This window comes from Caulobacter sp. GW821-FHT09B11, from assembly GCF_059418205.1.
Genome location: NZ_JBWKPK010000016.1, coordinates 49,522 through 63,896, shown reverse-complemented (window position 1 = coordinate 63,896; position 14,375 = coordinate 49,522). Strand labels below are relative to the sequence as shown.

The following is a 14,375-nucleotide window of genomic DNA, read 5'->3' as shown; positions in this document are numbered from 1 at the left end:
CGCGAAGGCGGGGGTCGGGTGAGGGGTCGCACCAAAAGAAACGCCGCGAAAGCCGATCAGCTTTCGCGGCGTTCGATGTCTGAGAGACCCCTCATCCGTCGGCTGGCGCCGACACCTTCTCCCGCAAGGGGAGAAGGACGTCTCAGACCGCCATGCCCTGGACCACCGCCTTCAGGCGCTCGATCACCGACAGCTTGTCCTCGATGAAGTCCTGGTCGATCCACCAGATCTCGACCTCGCGCATCACCTCGCCGACCAGCGGCCCCTTGCCGACGCCGGCGCGCATCACTTCCTCGCCGGTCAGCGGGAAGGCCGGCTGATCCCAGGTCTCGGCCAGGGCCAGCAGGGCCCGCCACTGCGGCGTGGTGGCCAGGCGGGCCGAGGCGGCCCAGGCCAGCTTCACCCGGTCGGTGAAGGTGCGCAGGCCCAGCGCATAGACGGCGCGGCGGGCCTCGCGCGGGCTCATCCACGAGACGATCCGCGGCGAGGTTCCGACCGCCTCGATCAGGCGCTCCTTGAGGGCGTTGGACAGGCGCAGGCGCTCGGCCAGCTCGCGGGCCAGGGCCACGTCGTCGGGGATCAGCGCCGCCAGCCGCAGCTCGACGTCGTTCTCGAACAGCTGCTCGGTCTCGATGGCCACCAGGCCGTCCAGGCGGGCCAGCGACTTGACGAACGGCAGGATCGCCGCCAGCACGCCGGTCGCCGCCATCAGCCGCAGGGCCGGGCGCGGATCATCGGCCGCCAGCAGCTTGAGGATCTCCTTCTGGGTCCGCTCGGCGGCGCGCCCCGAGACCAGGCCCTTCAGCGCCTTGCAGGCGGCCAGGGCCTTGGCGTCCGGCTCGCCCTTGCCGTACCAGGCCTGGAAGCGGAAAAAGCGCAGGATGCGCAGGTAGTCCTCGCGGATGCGGGTCATCGGCTCGCCGACAAACACCACCTTGCCGTCCCTGGCGTCCTGCACCCCATGGCCGGTCGGATCATAGAGCCGGCCCTCGCCATCGACATAGAGGGCGTTGAAGCGGAAGTCGCGGCGTTGGGCGTCCTCTTCCCAGGCGTGGGTGAAGGCCACCACCGCCCGGCGGCCGTCGGTCGAGACGTCGCGGCGCAGGGTGGTGATCTCGAACGGGATCTTGCCCGACACGGCGGTGACCGTGCCGTGGTCGACCCCCGTGGGGATGGCCTTCAGCTTGGCCTCGCCCAGGGCCTCGATCACCTCGTCGGGCGTCAGGGTGGTGGCGATGTCGATGTCGTCGACCGGCTTGCCCATCAGGGTGTTGCGCACGCAGCCGCCGACGAAGCGGGCGCAGCCTGGCCGGCCCTTGGCCTCCAGGGCGGCGATCACCGCCTTGGTTTCGGGCCATGCCATCCACGGCGCCTGGCCGATGGTCTGGGTCTGCACGCGAAGTCCCCCTTTACGCAACGGCAGGCCGCCTCCCGTTGGCGCGGGTGGGACGTCCTGCTTTCAAACGACTATTTCAGGGAATGGATCGACGCGCCAAGAGGGGAAACGTCGTCGTCCCCAACTGTCGGGACATCCCCTGGCGCGCGGCGGGCGCGAAAGCCGCTCACACCGTGGCCGTCGCGCTCTCGGGATAGAGCCGCTCGTAGAGGGTCCGCAGCATTCCGGCCGTCGCGCCCCAGATGAACCGCTCGTTCCACGGCATGGCGTAGAAGTAGCGCGGCCCCGTCGGGGTGTCGCGATGCTGGCGCTGGTGGTTGGCCGGATCCATCAGGAAGTCGAACGGCGTCTCGAAGACGTCGGCCACCTCGTCCGGGTTGGCGACCAGCGTGCAGTCCGGATCGACGAAGCCGACGACCGGCGTCACGTAGAACCCCGTCACCGTGGCGTAGCCGTGCAGCAGGCCGGCCACCTCGACGAAACGCGGGTCCAGGCCCACCTCCTCGTGCGCCTCGCGCAGGGCCGTGCCCCAGGGGGTCTCGCCCGGATCGCAGCGACCGCCGGGAAAGGCGACCTGACCGGTGTGGCTGCGCAGAGCGTCCGAGCGGCGGGTGAGGATGACGTTCAGCGTGTCGCCGCGCTCGACCAGGCCGATCAGCACGGCGGCCGGCCGCAGGGCGTGCGGATTGTCCATCTTCAGGCCCGGATTGAGGTCGTAGTCCGAACGCCAGACGTTCTCCACGCTCGGATCATAGGCCTCGATCGGATCCAGGCGCTCGCGGATCCAGGCCCGCCGCGCCGCCACGTCCGTCTGCGGGATCATGCCAGGTGGGCCTGGGCCGGGCCGACCGGAAACCAGGCGCCGTTCGACGAGACGCCCAGGCGCGGCCCTTCCGGGGTGTCGCGCTCGACCGCCATCTCGACCAGCTCGTAGAACACCGGGCGGGCGATCAGCGCCTCCAGCCCCCGGCGCACGTGCAGATAGGGACGCGGCTCGCCGGTGGCGGGGTCTTCCTCGACGCGGATGGCGTTGTCCGGCCCCGCCTCGACCTCGTCGCCGACATTGGTGACGAAGCGCAGGGCCTCGCCGACCCGGTCGACGCGCACGGCGATGAACGGCGCGTCCTCGACCACGATCTTCATCTTCTCGACCGGGGTGACCAGGTGGAAGCCGTCGGGGTCGCGCCGCAGGATGGTCGAGAACAGGCGCACCAGGGCCTCGCGGCCGATCGGCGAGCCCTCGTGGAACCAGACCCCGTCCTTGCGGATGCGGATGTCGATGTCGCCGCAGTGGGCGGGGTTCCAGAGGTGCACCGGCGGCAGGCCGCGTTCCCCCGCGGCCTTGGCGGCGTCGGCGACGCCTTGAAGTCCGGTGCGGGCTGTGTCGGAGGGCATGGCCCTCAGGTAGGCCATGCGCGCGCCGGGCTCAAGCGATGCTGGCCTCAAGCGACCGCGACGCGACCTTCGAAGCCTTCGTCGCCGCCTGGGACCAGGGCCTTCAGCAGCACCCGGCGCTGGTCGGCCGGACCTGGCATCACCACCTTGGCGGCCGGCGCGGCCGAAAAGCCGATGCGGGCGAAATAGGGCGCGTCGCCGACCAGCAGCACGGCCTTCCAGCCGGCCTCGGCGGCGGCGGCGCAGGCGGCCTCGACCAGGGCCTGGCCCAGGCCCGCGCTGCGCTGGGTCGCATCGACCGCCAGCGGGCCGAGGAAGGCGACAGGCTCGCCGCCGATGGTCACCGGCCACAGGCGCACGCTGCCGATCACCAGGTCGCCGCGCAGGGCCACGAACGAACAGTCGTCCAGCTTGCGATTGCCCTCGCGCAGCCGCTCGGACGACTTGGCGAACCGGCCCGGCCCGAAGGCGCGATCGACCAGCGCCTCGACGGCGGCGGCGTGCCGGGGCGCTTCGACCTCGATGGCGGGGGCGTCGTGCGGAAGAACGGCGGCGGAAGAAGCAGAAGAAGCAGTCATGGGTGCGGCGATGATCCGGGTACGTGCAGGGGCTTTATCCCCGGCGCGTGACGCGGCCGCGACGGCCGCCTTTCCGGGGCGTTCAGGCGCGGACCGAAGTCGGCGCGGCGCAGGTTCGTCGCAGGCGTCGCATGAGCGGCGCTCCCCGTGGCAGAGGCGGGCGGCATAGGACCGTATGACCCCCGCGTCAACGAAATCGACGGCCTTATGAGACAAACGCGATTGCGACGCTTCGTCTCAAGGGGCAGGGTCCGCGCCGAAATGTCAGACCCTGCCTCCCCTGCTTCGCCGCCAGAACCCGACACCTCGACCCGCGCCCTGCTGCGCGAGCGGGACTATCTCTGCTTCTGGGGAGCGCGCTTCGTCGGCACGCTGGGGGTGCAGATCCAGGCCGTGGCCCTGGGCTGGCAGGTCTACGCCATCGCCCGCCAGACCATGTCGGTCGGCGAGTCGGCCTTCATGGTCAGCATGATCGGCCTGGCGCAGTTCGTGCCGCTGTTCCTGCTGACCCTGCTGGCCGGCGAGACGGCCGACCGCCGCACCCGCAAGCACATCGCGATGATCACCCTGGGGATCGACATCGTCAGTGTGCTGATCCTGTTCTTCCTGGCGATCAAAGGCATCCACGCCCTGTGGCCGATCTTCACCGTCGCCGTGTTCTTCGGCGCCAGCCGCGCCTTCATGGCCCCGGCGACCGGCGCCATGGGGCCGATGCTGGTGCCCCGGCCGCTCCTGCCCCGGGCGATCGCCTGGAACGCCCTGGCCTGGCAGGCCGGCTCGATCGTCGGCCCGGCGCTGGGCGGCCTCCTGCTGGTGCATTCGGCGGGCCTGGCCTTCGGCGGGGCGGCGGTTCTCTACGTCATCGGCCTGCTGCTGCTGTCGGCCATCCGCCGGCCGACCAAACCCGAGGCCCAGCCCGGCTCGCGCCTGGAGCTGATCAAGGAAGGGCTGGCCTACGTCTGGAACAACAAGATCGTCTTCGGCTCGATCTCGCTGGACCTGTTCGCGGTGATCCTGGGCGGGGCCACGGCCCTGCTGCCGGTCTTCGCCCGCGACGTGCTGCACATCGGCCCCGGCGGTTTTGGCCTGCTGCGCGCCTCGCCGGCCATCGGCGCGACGCTCGTCGGCCTCTACCTGGCCAGCCAGCCGATCCGCCGCCACGCCGGCCGGATCATGTTCGCCGGAGTGTTCGTGTTCGGCGCGGCCACCGTGGTCTTCGGCCTGTCCAAGCTGGTCTGGCTGTCGGTGGCGTCGCTGGCGGTGCTGGGCGGGGCCGACATGCTGTCGGTCTATGTCCGCCAGACCCTGGTGCAGATCGTCACCCCCGACGCCATGCGCGGCCGCGTCTCGGCCGTCTCGGGCGTGTTCATCAGCGCCTCCAACGAGCTGGGCGAGGTCGAGAGCGGCGCGGTCGCCTGGCTGCTCGGCCCCGTCGGCGCGGCTGTGTTCGGGGGGCTTGGGGCCATGGTGGTCACCGGCGCCTGGGCCTGGCTGTTCCCGGCGCTGCGCAAGGCCGACCGGCTGGAGTAGGCGGGGAATAGATCCAGCGTCAGCACTTCCCAAAATTGCTTCCCTAGGCCTTGTGCCTAGGGTCCAGGGTTCAGCTGCTCAGGTCGATGACGCTCTCAGGGTCAGAGGCGGCGGCGCCATGGGTCCTGGGCACAAGGCCCAGGAAGGCGAAAAAGGAAGCGGCGGGAGGTCGATCGCTCAGCCCCCCGCCAGCCGCTCCAGCGCCTCGCCGGTCATCCGCCGCACGATCCACTCGTCCATCGCCGCCGCGCCGAGGCTGTCATAGAAGGCAATCGACGGGGCGTTCCAGTCGAGCACGGCCCATTCCAGCCGCCCCAGGTTCTCGGCCACGCAGCGACGCGCCAGGTTGGCCAGCAGCGCCTTGCCCGCGCCCGAACCCCGCGCGGCCGGGCGCACGAACAGGTCCTCCAGATAGATCCCGTGCCGGCCGACGAAGGTCGAGAAGTTGTAGAACCACAGCGCGAAACCCACCGGCTCGCCGTCGATCTCGGCGATGTCGCAGAAGGCCTTGGGATGCTCGCTAAACAAGGCCGCCTCGATGTGGGCTTGCGTGGCCTCCACCGCATGCAGCAGCTTCTCGTATTCCGCCAGGTCGCGGACGAACGACAGGATCAGGGCGGCGTCGGCGGACGCGGCGGGACGGATGGTGACGGGCATGGCGGTTTCGGATGACTTCCTGGAGTTCGTGCTGGAACAGCTGGCCCCGCTGGGACAGCTGAAGCCCAAGCGGATGTTCGGCGGAGTCGGCCTCTATGCGAACGGCCTGTTCTTCGCGATCCTCGACGACGACACCCTCTACCTCAAGGGCGACGCCGAGCTGAAGCCGCAGTTCGAGACCGCCGGCGGCCACGCCTTCGACCCCTTCGGCGAAGGCAAGCCCATGGCCTACTGGAGCGCCCCGGCCGAGGCGATGGACGATCCCGACCTGCTGGTCGAGTGGGCGCGGAAGGCGGTGGAGGTGGCGGCGCGGAAGAAGCGGTGAGCCGTCAGCCGCCGGACACCCGCAGCAGCAAGTCCACCAGCGGCCGGTTGACGTAGTAGTTGCTGCGCCCCTGGCTGTGCTTCTCGATCAATCCGCCGGCGGCCAGTTCGTCCAGATACTTCGCCGCCGTCTGGCGCACGACGCCCAGTTCGTTCTGCACGAATTCGATCCGCGTGTAGGGGTGGCGGAACAGGTTGTTGAGCAGGTCCTGCGAGTAGATCTTGGGATGCCCTGTCCGCAGGCGCGTCTTGTATTCGGCCATCAACGCGGCAACGCCCTGCACCAGCGCCAGCGTCTGGATCGAGGTCTCGGCCACCGCGCGCAGCATGTAGAGCAGCCAGGACTCCCAGGCGCCGTCGTCGCGCACCTGCTGCAGCAGGCGATAGTACTCGGCCTTGTTGGTGATCACGTAGCGGCTGAGATAGAGGATCGGGATATCCAGCAACCCGGCCTTGGTCAGGTACAGCACGTTGAGAATCCGGCCCAGGCGGCCGTTACCGTCCGGGAACGGATGGATGCTCTCGAACTGGTGGTGGATCAGCGCCATCTTGATGAGCGGATCCAGATCGCTGGCCGCGTCGTCGTTCACGAAGCGCTCCAGCGCCGTCATGTGGGCGACAATGGCGTCGCGATCCTGCGGCGGCACGTAGACGATCTGGCCGGTGACGTCGTTGTAGAGCGCCGTGCCCGGCGTGGCGCGAAAGTCGCCGCCCGTGCGCTTGAGCACCTGGAACATCTCGACGAGCATGTTGTTGGTCAGCAGGCCGTCGCTCTCGCGCAAGCGATCGAACCCGCGCTTGAGGGCGTCCCTGTAGAGCGCGACCTCCTTGGCGGGACCGCCCTGCCCCGCCTCCAGCAGCAGCGTGGCCTGGAATATCTCGTCCTGGGTGGTGACGATGTTCTCGATTTCCGAACTGGCGCGCGCTTCCTGCAGCGAGAGGGTGTCGATCAGGATGCCCTGGTTGGGGATCGTGCCCGCCCGCCCCTTCAGCTCGGCCAGATAGCGGTGCGCTCGCGCCGCCTCGCGCAGCACCGCGGTCGTTTCCAATTCCGCTGCCGGCGGCAGCGGTGGGATGGCATAGGTCGGCTTTAACACGTCGCGCCCATCATGTTAAAGAAATCTAGTTTTGATAACACATCGAGCGCAACATGTAAAAAGAAGCGGCTTTTCCTAACCGATCACCACCCCCGGCGGCGGGACGCTGTCTTCCGGCACGAAGAAGTCCGGCATCAGGGTGGCGGTGGGATCGACGCGGTACTGGTCGAAGTCGCGCACGCCCTCGCCGTAGAGGAACGTGTCGTCGATCAGGAACTGGCCGGTGAGCTCGCGCGAGGGCTTTTCGAAGATGGCGTGGGCGGCGTCGGCCATGATCTGGGGGGTGCGGCAGTGGCGCAGGCCCTCCTCGCCGGTCAGGGCGAACTGGATGGCGGCGGTGGCGATGCCGGTGCGCGGCCACAGGGCGTTGAAGGCGATCCCGTCGCTCCGGAACTCTTCGGCCATGCCCAGCACGCACATCGACATGCCGAACTTGGCCATGGTGTAGGCCACGTGGCCGCCGAACCACCGCGGGCTCATGTCGAGCGGCGGCGACAGCATCAGCACGTGCGGGTTGGCCGACTTCTTGAGGTGCGGGATGCAGGCCTTCGACGTCAGGAACGTGCCGCGGGTATTGACCTGGTGCATCAGGTCGTAGCGCTTCATGTCGGTCGACAGCGTGCCGGTCAGCGAGATGGCCGAGGCGTTGTTGACCAGAATGTCGATGCCGCCGAACCGCTCGACGGCCTGGTCGACCGCCGACTGCACGCTGGCCTCGTCGCGCACGTCGACCACCAGCGGCAGGGCCGTGCCGCCGGCCGCGGCGATCTCGTCGGCGGCGGTGTAGATGGTGCCGGGCAGCTTGGGATGCGGGTCGGCGGTCTTGGCGGCGACCACGATATTGGCCCCGTCGCGCGCGGCCCGCAGCGCGATGGCCAGGCCGATGCCGCGGCTGGCGCCGGTGATGAACAGGGTCTTGCCCGCAAGGCTCATGGTCGTTTCTCCCTTTTGCCGGCGACCATGCGCCGTTGACGCTGCGGGCGGCAAGAATTCAAACAATCGTTTGACTTGTGTTCCAGCCTGCCGCCTACTCCCGGCGACGAACGGGAGGCTGCCATGGCCTGGGATTTTCTGGTCGCCAAGTCCGACCTACGCCGCACGGAATTCCGCGACGTCGAGCCGCCGCCGCTCGAGGACGGCCAGGCAAGGCTGGCGATCGAGAGCTTCGCCCTGACCGCCAACAACATCACTTACGCGGTGTTCGGCGAGGCCATGCGCTATTGGGACTTCTTCCCCGCGCCGGAGGGTTTCGGCCGCGTGCCGGTCTGGGGCCACGCCCGGGTCGAGGCCTCGGCCCATCCGGATATCGCCGTCGGCCAGCGGTTCTACGGCTACTGGCCGATGTCGACGCACCTGACCGTGCAGGCCAAGCCCGGCCGAACCGGCTTCACCGACGTCTCGCCCCACCGCGCCCAGCTGGCGGCGGTCTACAATCAGTACCAGGCCGTGGGCGAAGACGACGGGCTGGAGGCGCACAAGGCGCTGCTGCAGCCCCTCTTCATCACCTCGTTCCTGATCGAGGACTTTCTCGACGAGAGCGCCCTGTTCGGCGCCAAGTCCGTCATCCTCTCCAGCGCCTCGGCCAAGACGGCGATCGGCCTGGCCCACCTGCTCAAGCGGCGAGGCGCCGCCAAGGTCGTGGGCCTGACCTCGCCGCGCAACGTCGCCTTCGTCGAGGCCTTAAGCGTCTACGACCAGGTGGTGACCTATGCCGACCTGCCCGGCGCGCCGATCGAGCGCCCGGCGGTGTTCGTCGACTTCGCCGGCGACGCGGCCGTGCTGCGGGCGGTGCACGACACCTTCGGCGAGGATCTCGCCTTCTCCCTGCTGGTCGGCGGCACGCACTGGGAGACCGAGCGCGGCGGCGGCGCCCTGCCCGGCCCCAAGCCCGTGTTCTTCTTCGCCCCCGACCGCATCGCCAAGCGCCGCCAGGACTGGGCGCCCGGCGAGTTCGAAACCCGCTACGGCGGCGCCTGGGGTCCCTTCGTCGCCGACGCCCCGCGCTGGCTGACGGTCGAGCGCGGCGAGGGTCGCGAGGCGATCCAGGCGGCGTTCCTGGCCCAGGTCGACGGCGGAACCTCGCCCAGCGTCGGGGTCGTGCTGGCGCCCTGAGACCCGGCAAACCGAGGCCGCAAAGAAAAGGCCCGGCGGTGTTCCCGCCGGGCCTCTCTGTTCGCAGTCGTTGGCCTGAAGGCTAGAAGTCCGCCGACAGGGTCACGAAGCCCATGCGCGGAGCCTGGGCGTAGGCGGTGTAGCCGCCCGAGTTGCTGGTCACGTTGGCCGTCGAGACGCCCTTCTTGTCGAAGAGGTTGGTGATGTTGGCCGAGACCCGCAGGCCCTTCACCAGGCCGTCGGCCGGCATGTCGAAGGTGTAGCCGGCCTGCAGGTCGACCAGCATCATCGCCTTGACCGACAGGTCGTTCAGGTAGGTCACGTTGCGCTTGCCGACATAGTCGCCGCTGATCTGGGCGTCGAACTTGCCCTGGTTGAAGCGCAGCACCGTCTTGTTCATCCACTTGGGCGTCAGCGGCACGGTCTTGCCGCCGGTCGCCACGGTGACGGGGGTGGCGACGCCGTTCACGACGGTGGTGCCGCTCTGGTAGTCGGAGTCGTACTTGGCCTCGTTGTAGGACAGGGCGTTGTAGAGCTGGACGCTCGAGCCGAACTTCAGCGTGCCGGCCACGTCGACGCCCTTGGAGGTGACGCCGCCGACATTGGCCAGGATGGCCGGGCCGGGGTTGATGAAGCTGTAGGGCGCGATGTTCAGCAGGCGGTTGCTGAACTTGACGTCATAGGCGCTGATCTGGCCCTCGACGCCGGTGATCGGGCCCCAAGCCACGTCGTGACGGCTGCGCAGGCCGATCTCGTAGGTCCAGGACGTTTCGGGCTTCACCGTCTGCTTGAACAGGTCGAAGGCCGCCTGGGTGCCCAGGCTCCACGGCGAGAAGCCGTAGAAGTTGCTGCCCGCGCCGTAGGGGATGAACTGGCGCATGTTCTGCTGGACGTTGACGAACACCTGCTCGCTGTCGGTGGCGTCCCACAGCAGGCCGGCCTGCGGCAGGAACCACTTGTTCGACTTGATGGTCCCGGTCGGATAGTGGACCGGCACCGCCACGGTCGGCAGGTTCTGCTGGTTGATCGGGAACTTGCCGGTGGCGTCCTGCAGGCTCGACTTGAAGCCCGCCTGCAGCAGCAGCTTCGGCGTCACGCGCCACTGGTCCTGCAGGTGCAGCTGGACGTCGTTGACGTAGAACTCGGCGGCGTACTGGGTCAGCACCTTCTTGCCGCGCGGCACGTCGTAGGGCGACAGGTTGTTGTTGGCGGCGCTCATCGGATACCAGGCGCGCTGCTGGGCCGATTCATTGTGCTCGAACCAGACGCCGCCCTTGATCTGGTGGTCGCCCAAGGTCCACTCGGCCGTCGAGGTCAGGCCCGTGCGGTTGATGCGGTACTCGGTGGTGCGCACCGCGTTCCCCGAGCCGCCGAACAGGTTGACGATGTTGGTCAGGGTCGCGGCGCTGGTGTTCGAGCCGACCACCAGGCTCGGATAGTAGGTGGCGAACAGCGCCGGCAGGCCGGCGGTGTTGATCGGGCCGGCCACGATGCCGCGGCCGAAATTGTAGTGATGATAGGCCTGGTTGGTCCAGGTGAAGTCCTCGACCGGCTTCCAGGCGTACTTGACGTAGGTCAGGATGTCCTCGCGCTGGGCGGCGCTGAAGCAGTTGGAGAAGTTGTTGCCCTGGGCCGTCGGCGGGGTGCCGGGGCCGCCCGTCAGGGTGCTCGAGCAGGCCGCCAGGTTGGGATAGAGGAACGGGCGGGTATAGGGCGTGTAGCTGGCCGCCGCCGTGGTCTGCTGGTTGCCGAAGGCGGTGGCGTCTTCGTTGGGTTCAACCTTCATCTGCCAGTCGGCATAGAAGGTCAGCACGCCCTTCTCGGCCTCGCGATCGACCTTCAGGTTCACCTGGTGGCCGCGCTGGTGGCCGTCGAAGTCCCAGGCCTTGGCGTCGTGGCGCAGGTACGACAGGTAGCCCTTGAAGCCGCCGGCGATCTCGCCGGTGTCGAGGCGCAGGAAGGTGCGGCTGGTCTCGTTGCTGCCGACGGTCTGGCGCACGGTGAAGCCGCGCTCGGCCGACGGGTCGCGGCTGAAGGTCTCGATGGCGCCGCCCAGGTTGCTGGTCGAGGCCACGCCCAGAGAGCCGGCGCCGGACGACAGGGTCACGCGGGAAACGTTCTCGCTGGTGATGGCGCGCGACACCGACAGGCCGTTGTAGTTGCCGTACTGCTGGTCGCCCAGCGGCACGCCGTCGAGGGTGAAGCCCAGCTGCTGGGTCGAGAAGCCGTGGACGAACAGCGACAGGTTCTGCTCGTTGTTGCCCCACGGATCGGCGGTCCGGTAGACGACGCCGGGCAGGAACTGGATGGCCTTCAGCGGGCTGGCGCCGGGGAGGACGCGCTGGATCTGCTGGGCCTGCATGGCCACGGCCGAGCGGGTCTCGCTCTGGCTGGTGACGATGACCTGCTCGACGGCGGTCGAGTCCGGATTGTCGGCGGCCGCCGGGACGGGGGCGGCGTCGGCCGCCTGGACGCTCGTCGCCAGCAGGGCTCCCAGGGCCGCGCCGCAGAACATCAGGGCCGACCGGCCCCTCGGCGTATTGAGCTTCATGTCTATCCCCTCGTGCGCCCGCGATGCGCGTCGCGCTGGGGTGGCGGATATGGTCGTCGCAAGACGCCGTTACGTCGGTCGCGCGAAGGTTAGATGACGCCCGTCAGGCGGCTTTCGCGGCGCGAGCCGAGCCCTCCGCCCGGCGTCCGAAATGGTCCGTGCGCGGTGGACGGATATCCCGTCCTCAAGCCTCCGCCACGCCCTGCGGCCCCGCCGCCCGGCCCCTGCCCCGCCCCGGCTTCGGCGGCGGCAGTTCGTAGTCCAGCCGCACCACGCCCATGGCCAGGGCGGCCGTCCCCCGCAGCACCAGCCCGCGCGGCGCGCCGGCGCGTTCGGGAAAGAGGCGCAGGCCCTCGCCCAGCAGCACCGGCGCGATCAGCAGCGACAGGCGGTCCAGCGCGCCTTCCTCGGCGAAGGCGGCCAGCAGGCCCGCGCCGCCCACCACCCAGGCGTCGCCGTCGTCGAGGTCGCGCAGGCGCTCGATGAGATCCGGCACGCCCTCGCGCCAGAACTTCACCCCGCGCTGCACCGGATCACCCCGCCGCGAGGTGACGACGAAGCCGCGCTTGCCGGCATAGGGCCAGCCCGTGCCAAGGCTCGGGATCAGGTCATAGGTGCGCCGGCCCATGACCACCGTGCCCACGTCGTCGATGAAGGCGCCGTAGCCGGGATCGACCTTGCGGAACGGCGCCAGCCACTGCACCCCGCCGCCCGCGTCGGCCACGCAACCGTCGAGGCTGGCGGCGATGAAACCGCGGATCAGCGCCATGCCCCTTCCCCCTCGCCCCGCCTCTTCGCGTCTCGGTCGAGTCCACAATACGGAACATTACAGGAACATCAAGCGCCGTTAACCGATTTCGGATTCGCGATTAACCAGCGGCTAACCATGACCGTTCATTCCCGGGTAACCACGGGACTCCATGATTCCCTTGGGTGTTTTTCAGGGAAGCGGACATGTCCTTCGGGCCGGAAACCATCATCCAGGGCGACTGCATCGAGGCGATGAACGCCCTGCCCGAGAAGTCGGTCGACCTGATCTTCGCCGATCCGCCCTACAACCTGCAGCTCGGCGGCGACCTGCTGCGCCCGGACAACTCAAAGGTCGACGCGGTCGACGACCACTGGGACCAGTTCGAGAGCTTCGCCGCCTACGACAAGTTCACCCGCGAGTGGCTGAAGGCCGCCCGCCGCGTCCTCAAGGACGACGGCGCGATCTGGGTGATCGGCAGCTATCACAACATCTTCCGCGTCGGCGTGGCCGTGCAGGACCTGGGCTTCTGGATCCTCAACGACGTCATCTGGCGCAAGACCAACCCGATGCCCAACTTCAAGGGCACCCGCTTCGCCAACGCCCACGAGACCCTGATCTGGGCCTCCAAAAGCCAGAACGCCAAGCGCTACACCTTCAACTACGACGCCCTGAAGATGGCCAACGACGAAGTGCAGATGCGCTCGGACTGGACCATCCCGCTGTGCACCGGCGAGGAGCGCATCAAGGGCGCCGACGGTAACAAGGCCCACCCGACCCAGAAGCCCGAAGCCCTGCTCTACCGGGTGATCCTGTCGACCACCAAGCCGGGCGACGTGATCCTGGATCCGTTCTTCGGCGTCGGCACCACCGGCGCGGCCGCCAAGCGCCTGGGCCGCAAGTTCATCGGCATCGAGCGCGAGGCCGAATATGTCGGCCACGCCAAGGAGCGGATCGCCAAGGTCATCCCGATCGCTCCCCAGGATCTGGACGTCATGGGCAGCAAGCGGTCCGAGCCGCGCGTGCCGTTCGGCACCATCGTCGAGGCCGGCCTGCTGCATCCGGGCGACACGCTCTATTGCTCCAAGGGCAATCACGTCGCCAAGGTCCGTCCGGACGGCTCGATCGCGGTCGGCGACCTGTCGGGCTCGATCCACAAGATCGGCGCCATGGTGCAGTCGGCCCCGGCCTGCAACGGCTGGACCTACTGGCACTTCAAGACCGACGCGGGCCTGGCCCCCATCGACGTCCTGCGCGCCCAGGTGCGCGCCAGCATGCCTCACGCCTGACCGGGTCCGGCGTGAAAGAAGGCCCCATCGGCGTTCGCCGCTACTGGACGATCGGCTGCCTGGCCATCGTGCTGACGGTGCTGTGCGGTCCGGCCGTTCCGGACAAGGCCGGCCCGGTCAGCCTGGTCGGCCCGCTGATCGAGATCGTCGGCTGCGCCATCCTGGTGCTGATCGCCCGCCGCCGGCTGGGCGCGAAGGCCAACCTGGCCTTCATCGGCCCCGTGGCCGGCGCGGCGATCCTGTGGGCCGTCTATCTCTGGGTGAACCAAGGGGGCTTCGGCCCGAAACCCGGCCCCACCGCCTGGCTCGGCGTCACCCTGCTGGGCGTAGCCATGGGCGCGGTGCTGCAGTTCCTGGTCGTCGGCTTCATCGGCCAGGGCGGCGCGGTGAAGAAGGGCTGACGCCCGGCCTTTTCAATCTCGTTATCCCGGCCGCAGCGTAGCGGAGAGCCGGGATGACGATTGAGGGGGTGGTCGCGCGACTTTCATCCAGGCGCTCGCGGGTCGTCCGACAACCTGAGGTCGGCCGCGCTTGACTCCCTCCCCCGCCTCGCTCATTGACCGCCTTGACCCTCGCGGGAGACGTCGGGATTCGCTCCCGAGGCCGAAGGCGCAACCGCCCCGGAAACGCTCAGGCAAAAGGACCGCGCGGGTTTAGGAACGCTGGAAAGAGGCAGCTTGCGAGAGCTGCCCGCCGAA

General features: G+C 68.9%; 14 protein-coding genes and 1 riboswitch. Of the genes, 5 read left to right on the top strand and 9 right to left on the bottom strand.

The window, feature by feature from the left end; genetic code table 11:
- Positions 1-142: 142 nt before the first annotated feature.
- The 4 genes from AC07N1_RS13595 to AC07N1_RS13580 form a co-directional block, all read right to left on the bottom strand.
- Positions 143-1,363, bottom strand: a complete 1,221-nt coding sequence (locus tag AC07N1_RS13595; RefSeq protein WP_494672362.1) for a CCA tRNA nucleotidyltransferase — start codon at positions 1,361-1,363, stop codon at positions 143-145.
- Between the two features lie 199 nt (positions 1,364-1,562).
- Positions 1,563-2,219, bottom strand: coding sequence for a CoA pyrophosphatase (locus AC07N1_RS13590; RefSeq protein WP_494672302.1), 657 nt, complete (start codon positions 2,217-2,219; stop codon positions 1,563-1,565).
- A complete protein-coding gene (locus tag AC07N1_RS13585) occupies positions 2,216-2,791 on the bottom strand; it encodes a DUF1285 domain-containing protein (RefSeq protein ID WP_494672361.1) in 576 nt (191 codons plus the stop codon). The genes AC07N1_RS13590 and AC07N1_RS13585 overlap by 4 nt, the downstream gene beginning before the upstream one ends.
- A gap of 47 nt (positions 2,792-2,838) precedes the next feature.
- Entirely contained in the window at positions 2,839-3,369 is a 531-nt protein-coding gene (locus AC07N1_RS13580; protein WP_494672301.1) for a GNAT family N-acetyltransferase, read from the bottom strand.
- Between the two features lie 261 nt (positions 3,370-3,630).
- Between AC07N1_RS13580 and AC07N1_RS13575 the strand changes: the two genes are divergently transcribed.
- Positions 3,631-4,899 carry an MFS transporter gene (locus AC07N1_RS13575; RefSeq protein ID WP_494672300.1) on the top strand — a complete coding sequence of 423 codons (1,269 nt, stop codon included), beginning with the start codon at positions 3,631-3,633 and terminating at the stop codon, positions 4,897-4,899.
- Positions 4,900-5,076: 177 nt separating this feature from the next.
- Here the strand turns inward: AC07N1_RS13575 and AC07N1_RS13570 are convergent, their stop codons facing one another.
- On the bottom strand, positions 5,077-5,556 hold the full coding sequence (locus AC07N1_RS13570; RefSeq protein WP_494672299.1) for a GNAT family N-acetyltransferase: 480 nt from the start codon (positions 5,554-5,556) through the stop codon (positions 5,077-5,079).
- Between AC07N1_RS13570 and AC07N1_RS13565 the strand changes: the two genes are divergently transcribed.
- Complete coding sequence (locus AC07N1_RS13565; RefSeq protein WP_494672298.1) at positions 5,555-5,881, top strand: TfoX/Sxy family protein; 327 nt, start codon at positions 5,555-5,557, stop codon at positions 5,879-5,881. The two genes, AC07N1_RS13570 and AC07N1_RS13565, sit on opposite strands and share 2 nt — an antisense overlap.
- A 4-nt stretch (positions 5,882-5,885) precedes the next feature.
- On the opposite strand, the gene AC07N1_RS13560 is transcribed toward AC07N1_RS13565, so the two are convergent.
- The gene (locus AC07N1_RS13560; RefSeq protein WP_494672297.1) at positions 5,886-6,929 is read right to left on the bottom strand and encodes a Fic family protein; all 1,044 of its coding nucleotides are present in this window, start codon (positions 6,927-6,929) and stop codon (positions 5,886-5,888) included.
- A 123-nt stretch (positions 6,930-7,052) separates the two neighbouring features.
- Complete coding sequence (locus AC07N1_RS13555; RefSeq protein WP_494672296.1) at positions 7,053-7,910, bottom strand: SDR family oxidoreductase; 858 nt, start codon at positions 7,908-7,910, stop codon at positions 7,053-7,055.
- Positions 7,911-8,033: 123 nt separating this feature from the next.
- On the opposite strand from AC07N1_RS13555, the gene AC07N1_RS13550 reads away from it, so the two are divergent.
- Positions 8,034-9,089 carry a DUF2855 family protein gene (locus AC07N1_RS13550; protein WP_494672295.1) on the top strand — a complete coding sequence of 352 codons (1,056 nt, stop codon included), beginning with the start codon at positions 8,034-8,036 and terminating at the stop codon, positions 9,087-9,089.
- 82 nt (positions 9,090-9,171) lie between these two features.
- On the opposite strand, the gene AC07N1_RS13545 is transcribed toward AC07N1_RS13550, so the two are convergent.
- On the bottom strand, positions 9,172-11,640 hold the full coding sequence (locus AC07N1_RS13545) for a TonB-dependent receptor (RefSeq protein WP_494672294.1): 2,469 nt from the start codon (positions 11,638-11,640) through the stop codon (positions 9,172-9,174).
- A gap of 184 nt (positions 11,641-11,824) precedes the next feature.
- On the bottom strand, positions 11,825-12,409 hold the full coding sequence (locus AC07N1_RS13540) for a dihydrofolate reductase family protein (protein WP_494672293.1): 585 nt from the start codon (positions 12,407-12,409) through the stop codon (positions 11,825-11,827).
- Between the two features lie 185 nt (positions 12,410-12,594).
- Between AC07N1_RS13540 and AC07N1_RS13535 the strand changes: the two genes are divergently transcribed.
- Both AC07N1_RS13535 and AC07N1_RS13530 read left to right on the top strand, forming a co-directional pair.
- A complete protein-coding gene (locus tag AC07N1_RS13535) occupies positions 12,595-13,677 on the top strand; it encodes a site-specific DNA-methyltransferase (protein ID WP_492855792.1) in 1,083 nt (360 codons plus the stop codon).
- An 11-nt stretch (positions 13,678-13,688) separates the two neighbouring features.
- Complete coding sequence (locus AC07N1_RS13530; RefSeq protein WP_494672292.1) at positions 13,689-14,078, top strand: hypothetical protein; 390 nt, start codon at positions 13,689-13,691, stop codon at positions 14,076-14,078.
- 164 nt (positions 14,079-14,242) lie between these two features.
- A riboswitch (glycine riboswitch) is annotated at positions 14,243-14,333 on the top strand.
- Positions 14,334-14,375 lie beyond the last annotated feature (42 nt).

What these genes read in the sequence shown, in the direction of transcription:
- AC07N1_RS13570 (WP_494672299.1), bottom strand. Translation starts at nt 5,556, where the DNA reads ATGCCCGTCACCATCCGTCCCGCCGCGTCCGCCGACGCCGCCCTGATC.
- AC07N1_RS13535 (WP_492855792.1), top strand. Translation starts at nt 12,595, where the DNA reads ATGTCCTTCGGGCCGGAAACCATCATCCAGGGCGACTGCATCGAGGCG.
- AC07N1_RS13585 (WP_494672361.1), bottom strand. Translation starts at nt 2,791, where the DNA reads ATGCCCTCCGACACAGCCCGCACCGGACTTCAAGGCGTCGCCGACGCC.
- AC07N1_RS13545 (WP_494672294.1), bottom strand. Translation starts at nt 11,640, where the DNA reads ATGAAGCTCAATACGCCGAGGGGCCGGTCGGCCCTGATGTTCTGCGGC.
- AC07N1_RS13550 (WP_494672295.1), top strand. Translation starts at nt 8,034, where the DNA reads ATGGCCTGGGATTTTCTGGTCGCCAAGTCCGACCTACGCCGCACGGAA.
- AC07N1_RS13590 (WP_494672302.1), bottom strand. Translation starts at nt 2,219, where the DNA reads ATGATCCCGCAGACGGACGTGGCGGCGCGGCGGGCCTGGATCCGCGAG.
- AC07N1_RS13565 (WP_494672298.1), top strand. Translation starts at nt 5,555, where the DNA reads ATGGCGGTTTCGGATGACTTCCTGGAGTTCGTGCTGGAACAGCTGGCC.
- AC07N1_RS13595 (WP_494672362.1), bottom strand. Translation starts at nt 1,363, where the DNA reads ATGGCATGGCCCGAAACCAAGGCGGTGATCGCCGCCCTGGAGGCCAAG.
- AC07N1_RS13555 (WP_494672296.1), bottom strand. Translation starts at nt 7,910, where the DNA reads ATGAGCCTTGCGGGCAAGACCCTGTTCATCACCGGCGCCAGCCGCGGC.
- AC07N1_RS13575 (WP_494672300.1), top strand. Translation starts at nt 3,631, where the DNA reads ATGTCAGACCCTGCCTCCCCTGCTTCGCCGCCAGAACCCGACACCTCG.
- AC07N1_RS13580 (WP_494672301.1), bottom strand. Translation starts at nt 3,369, where the DNA reads ATGACTGCTTCTTCTGCTTCTTCCGCCGCCGTTCTTCCGCACGACGCC.
- AC07N1_RS13540 (WP_494672293.1), bottom strand. Translation starts at nt 12,409, where the DNA reads ATGGCGCTGATCCGCGGTTTCATCGCCGCCAGCCTCGACGGTTGCGTG.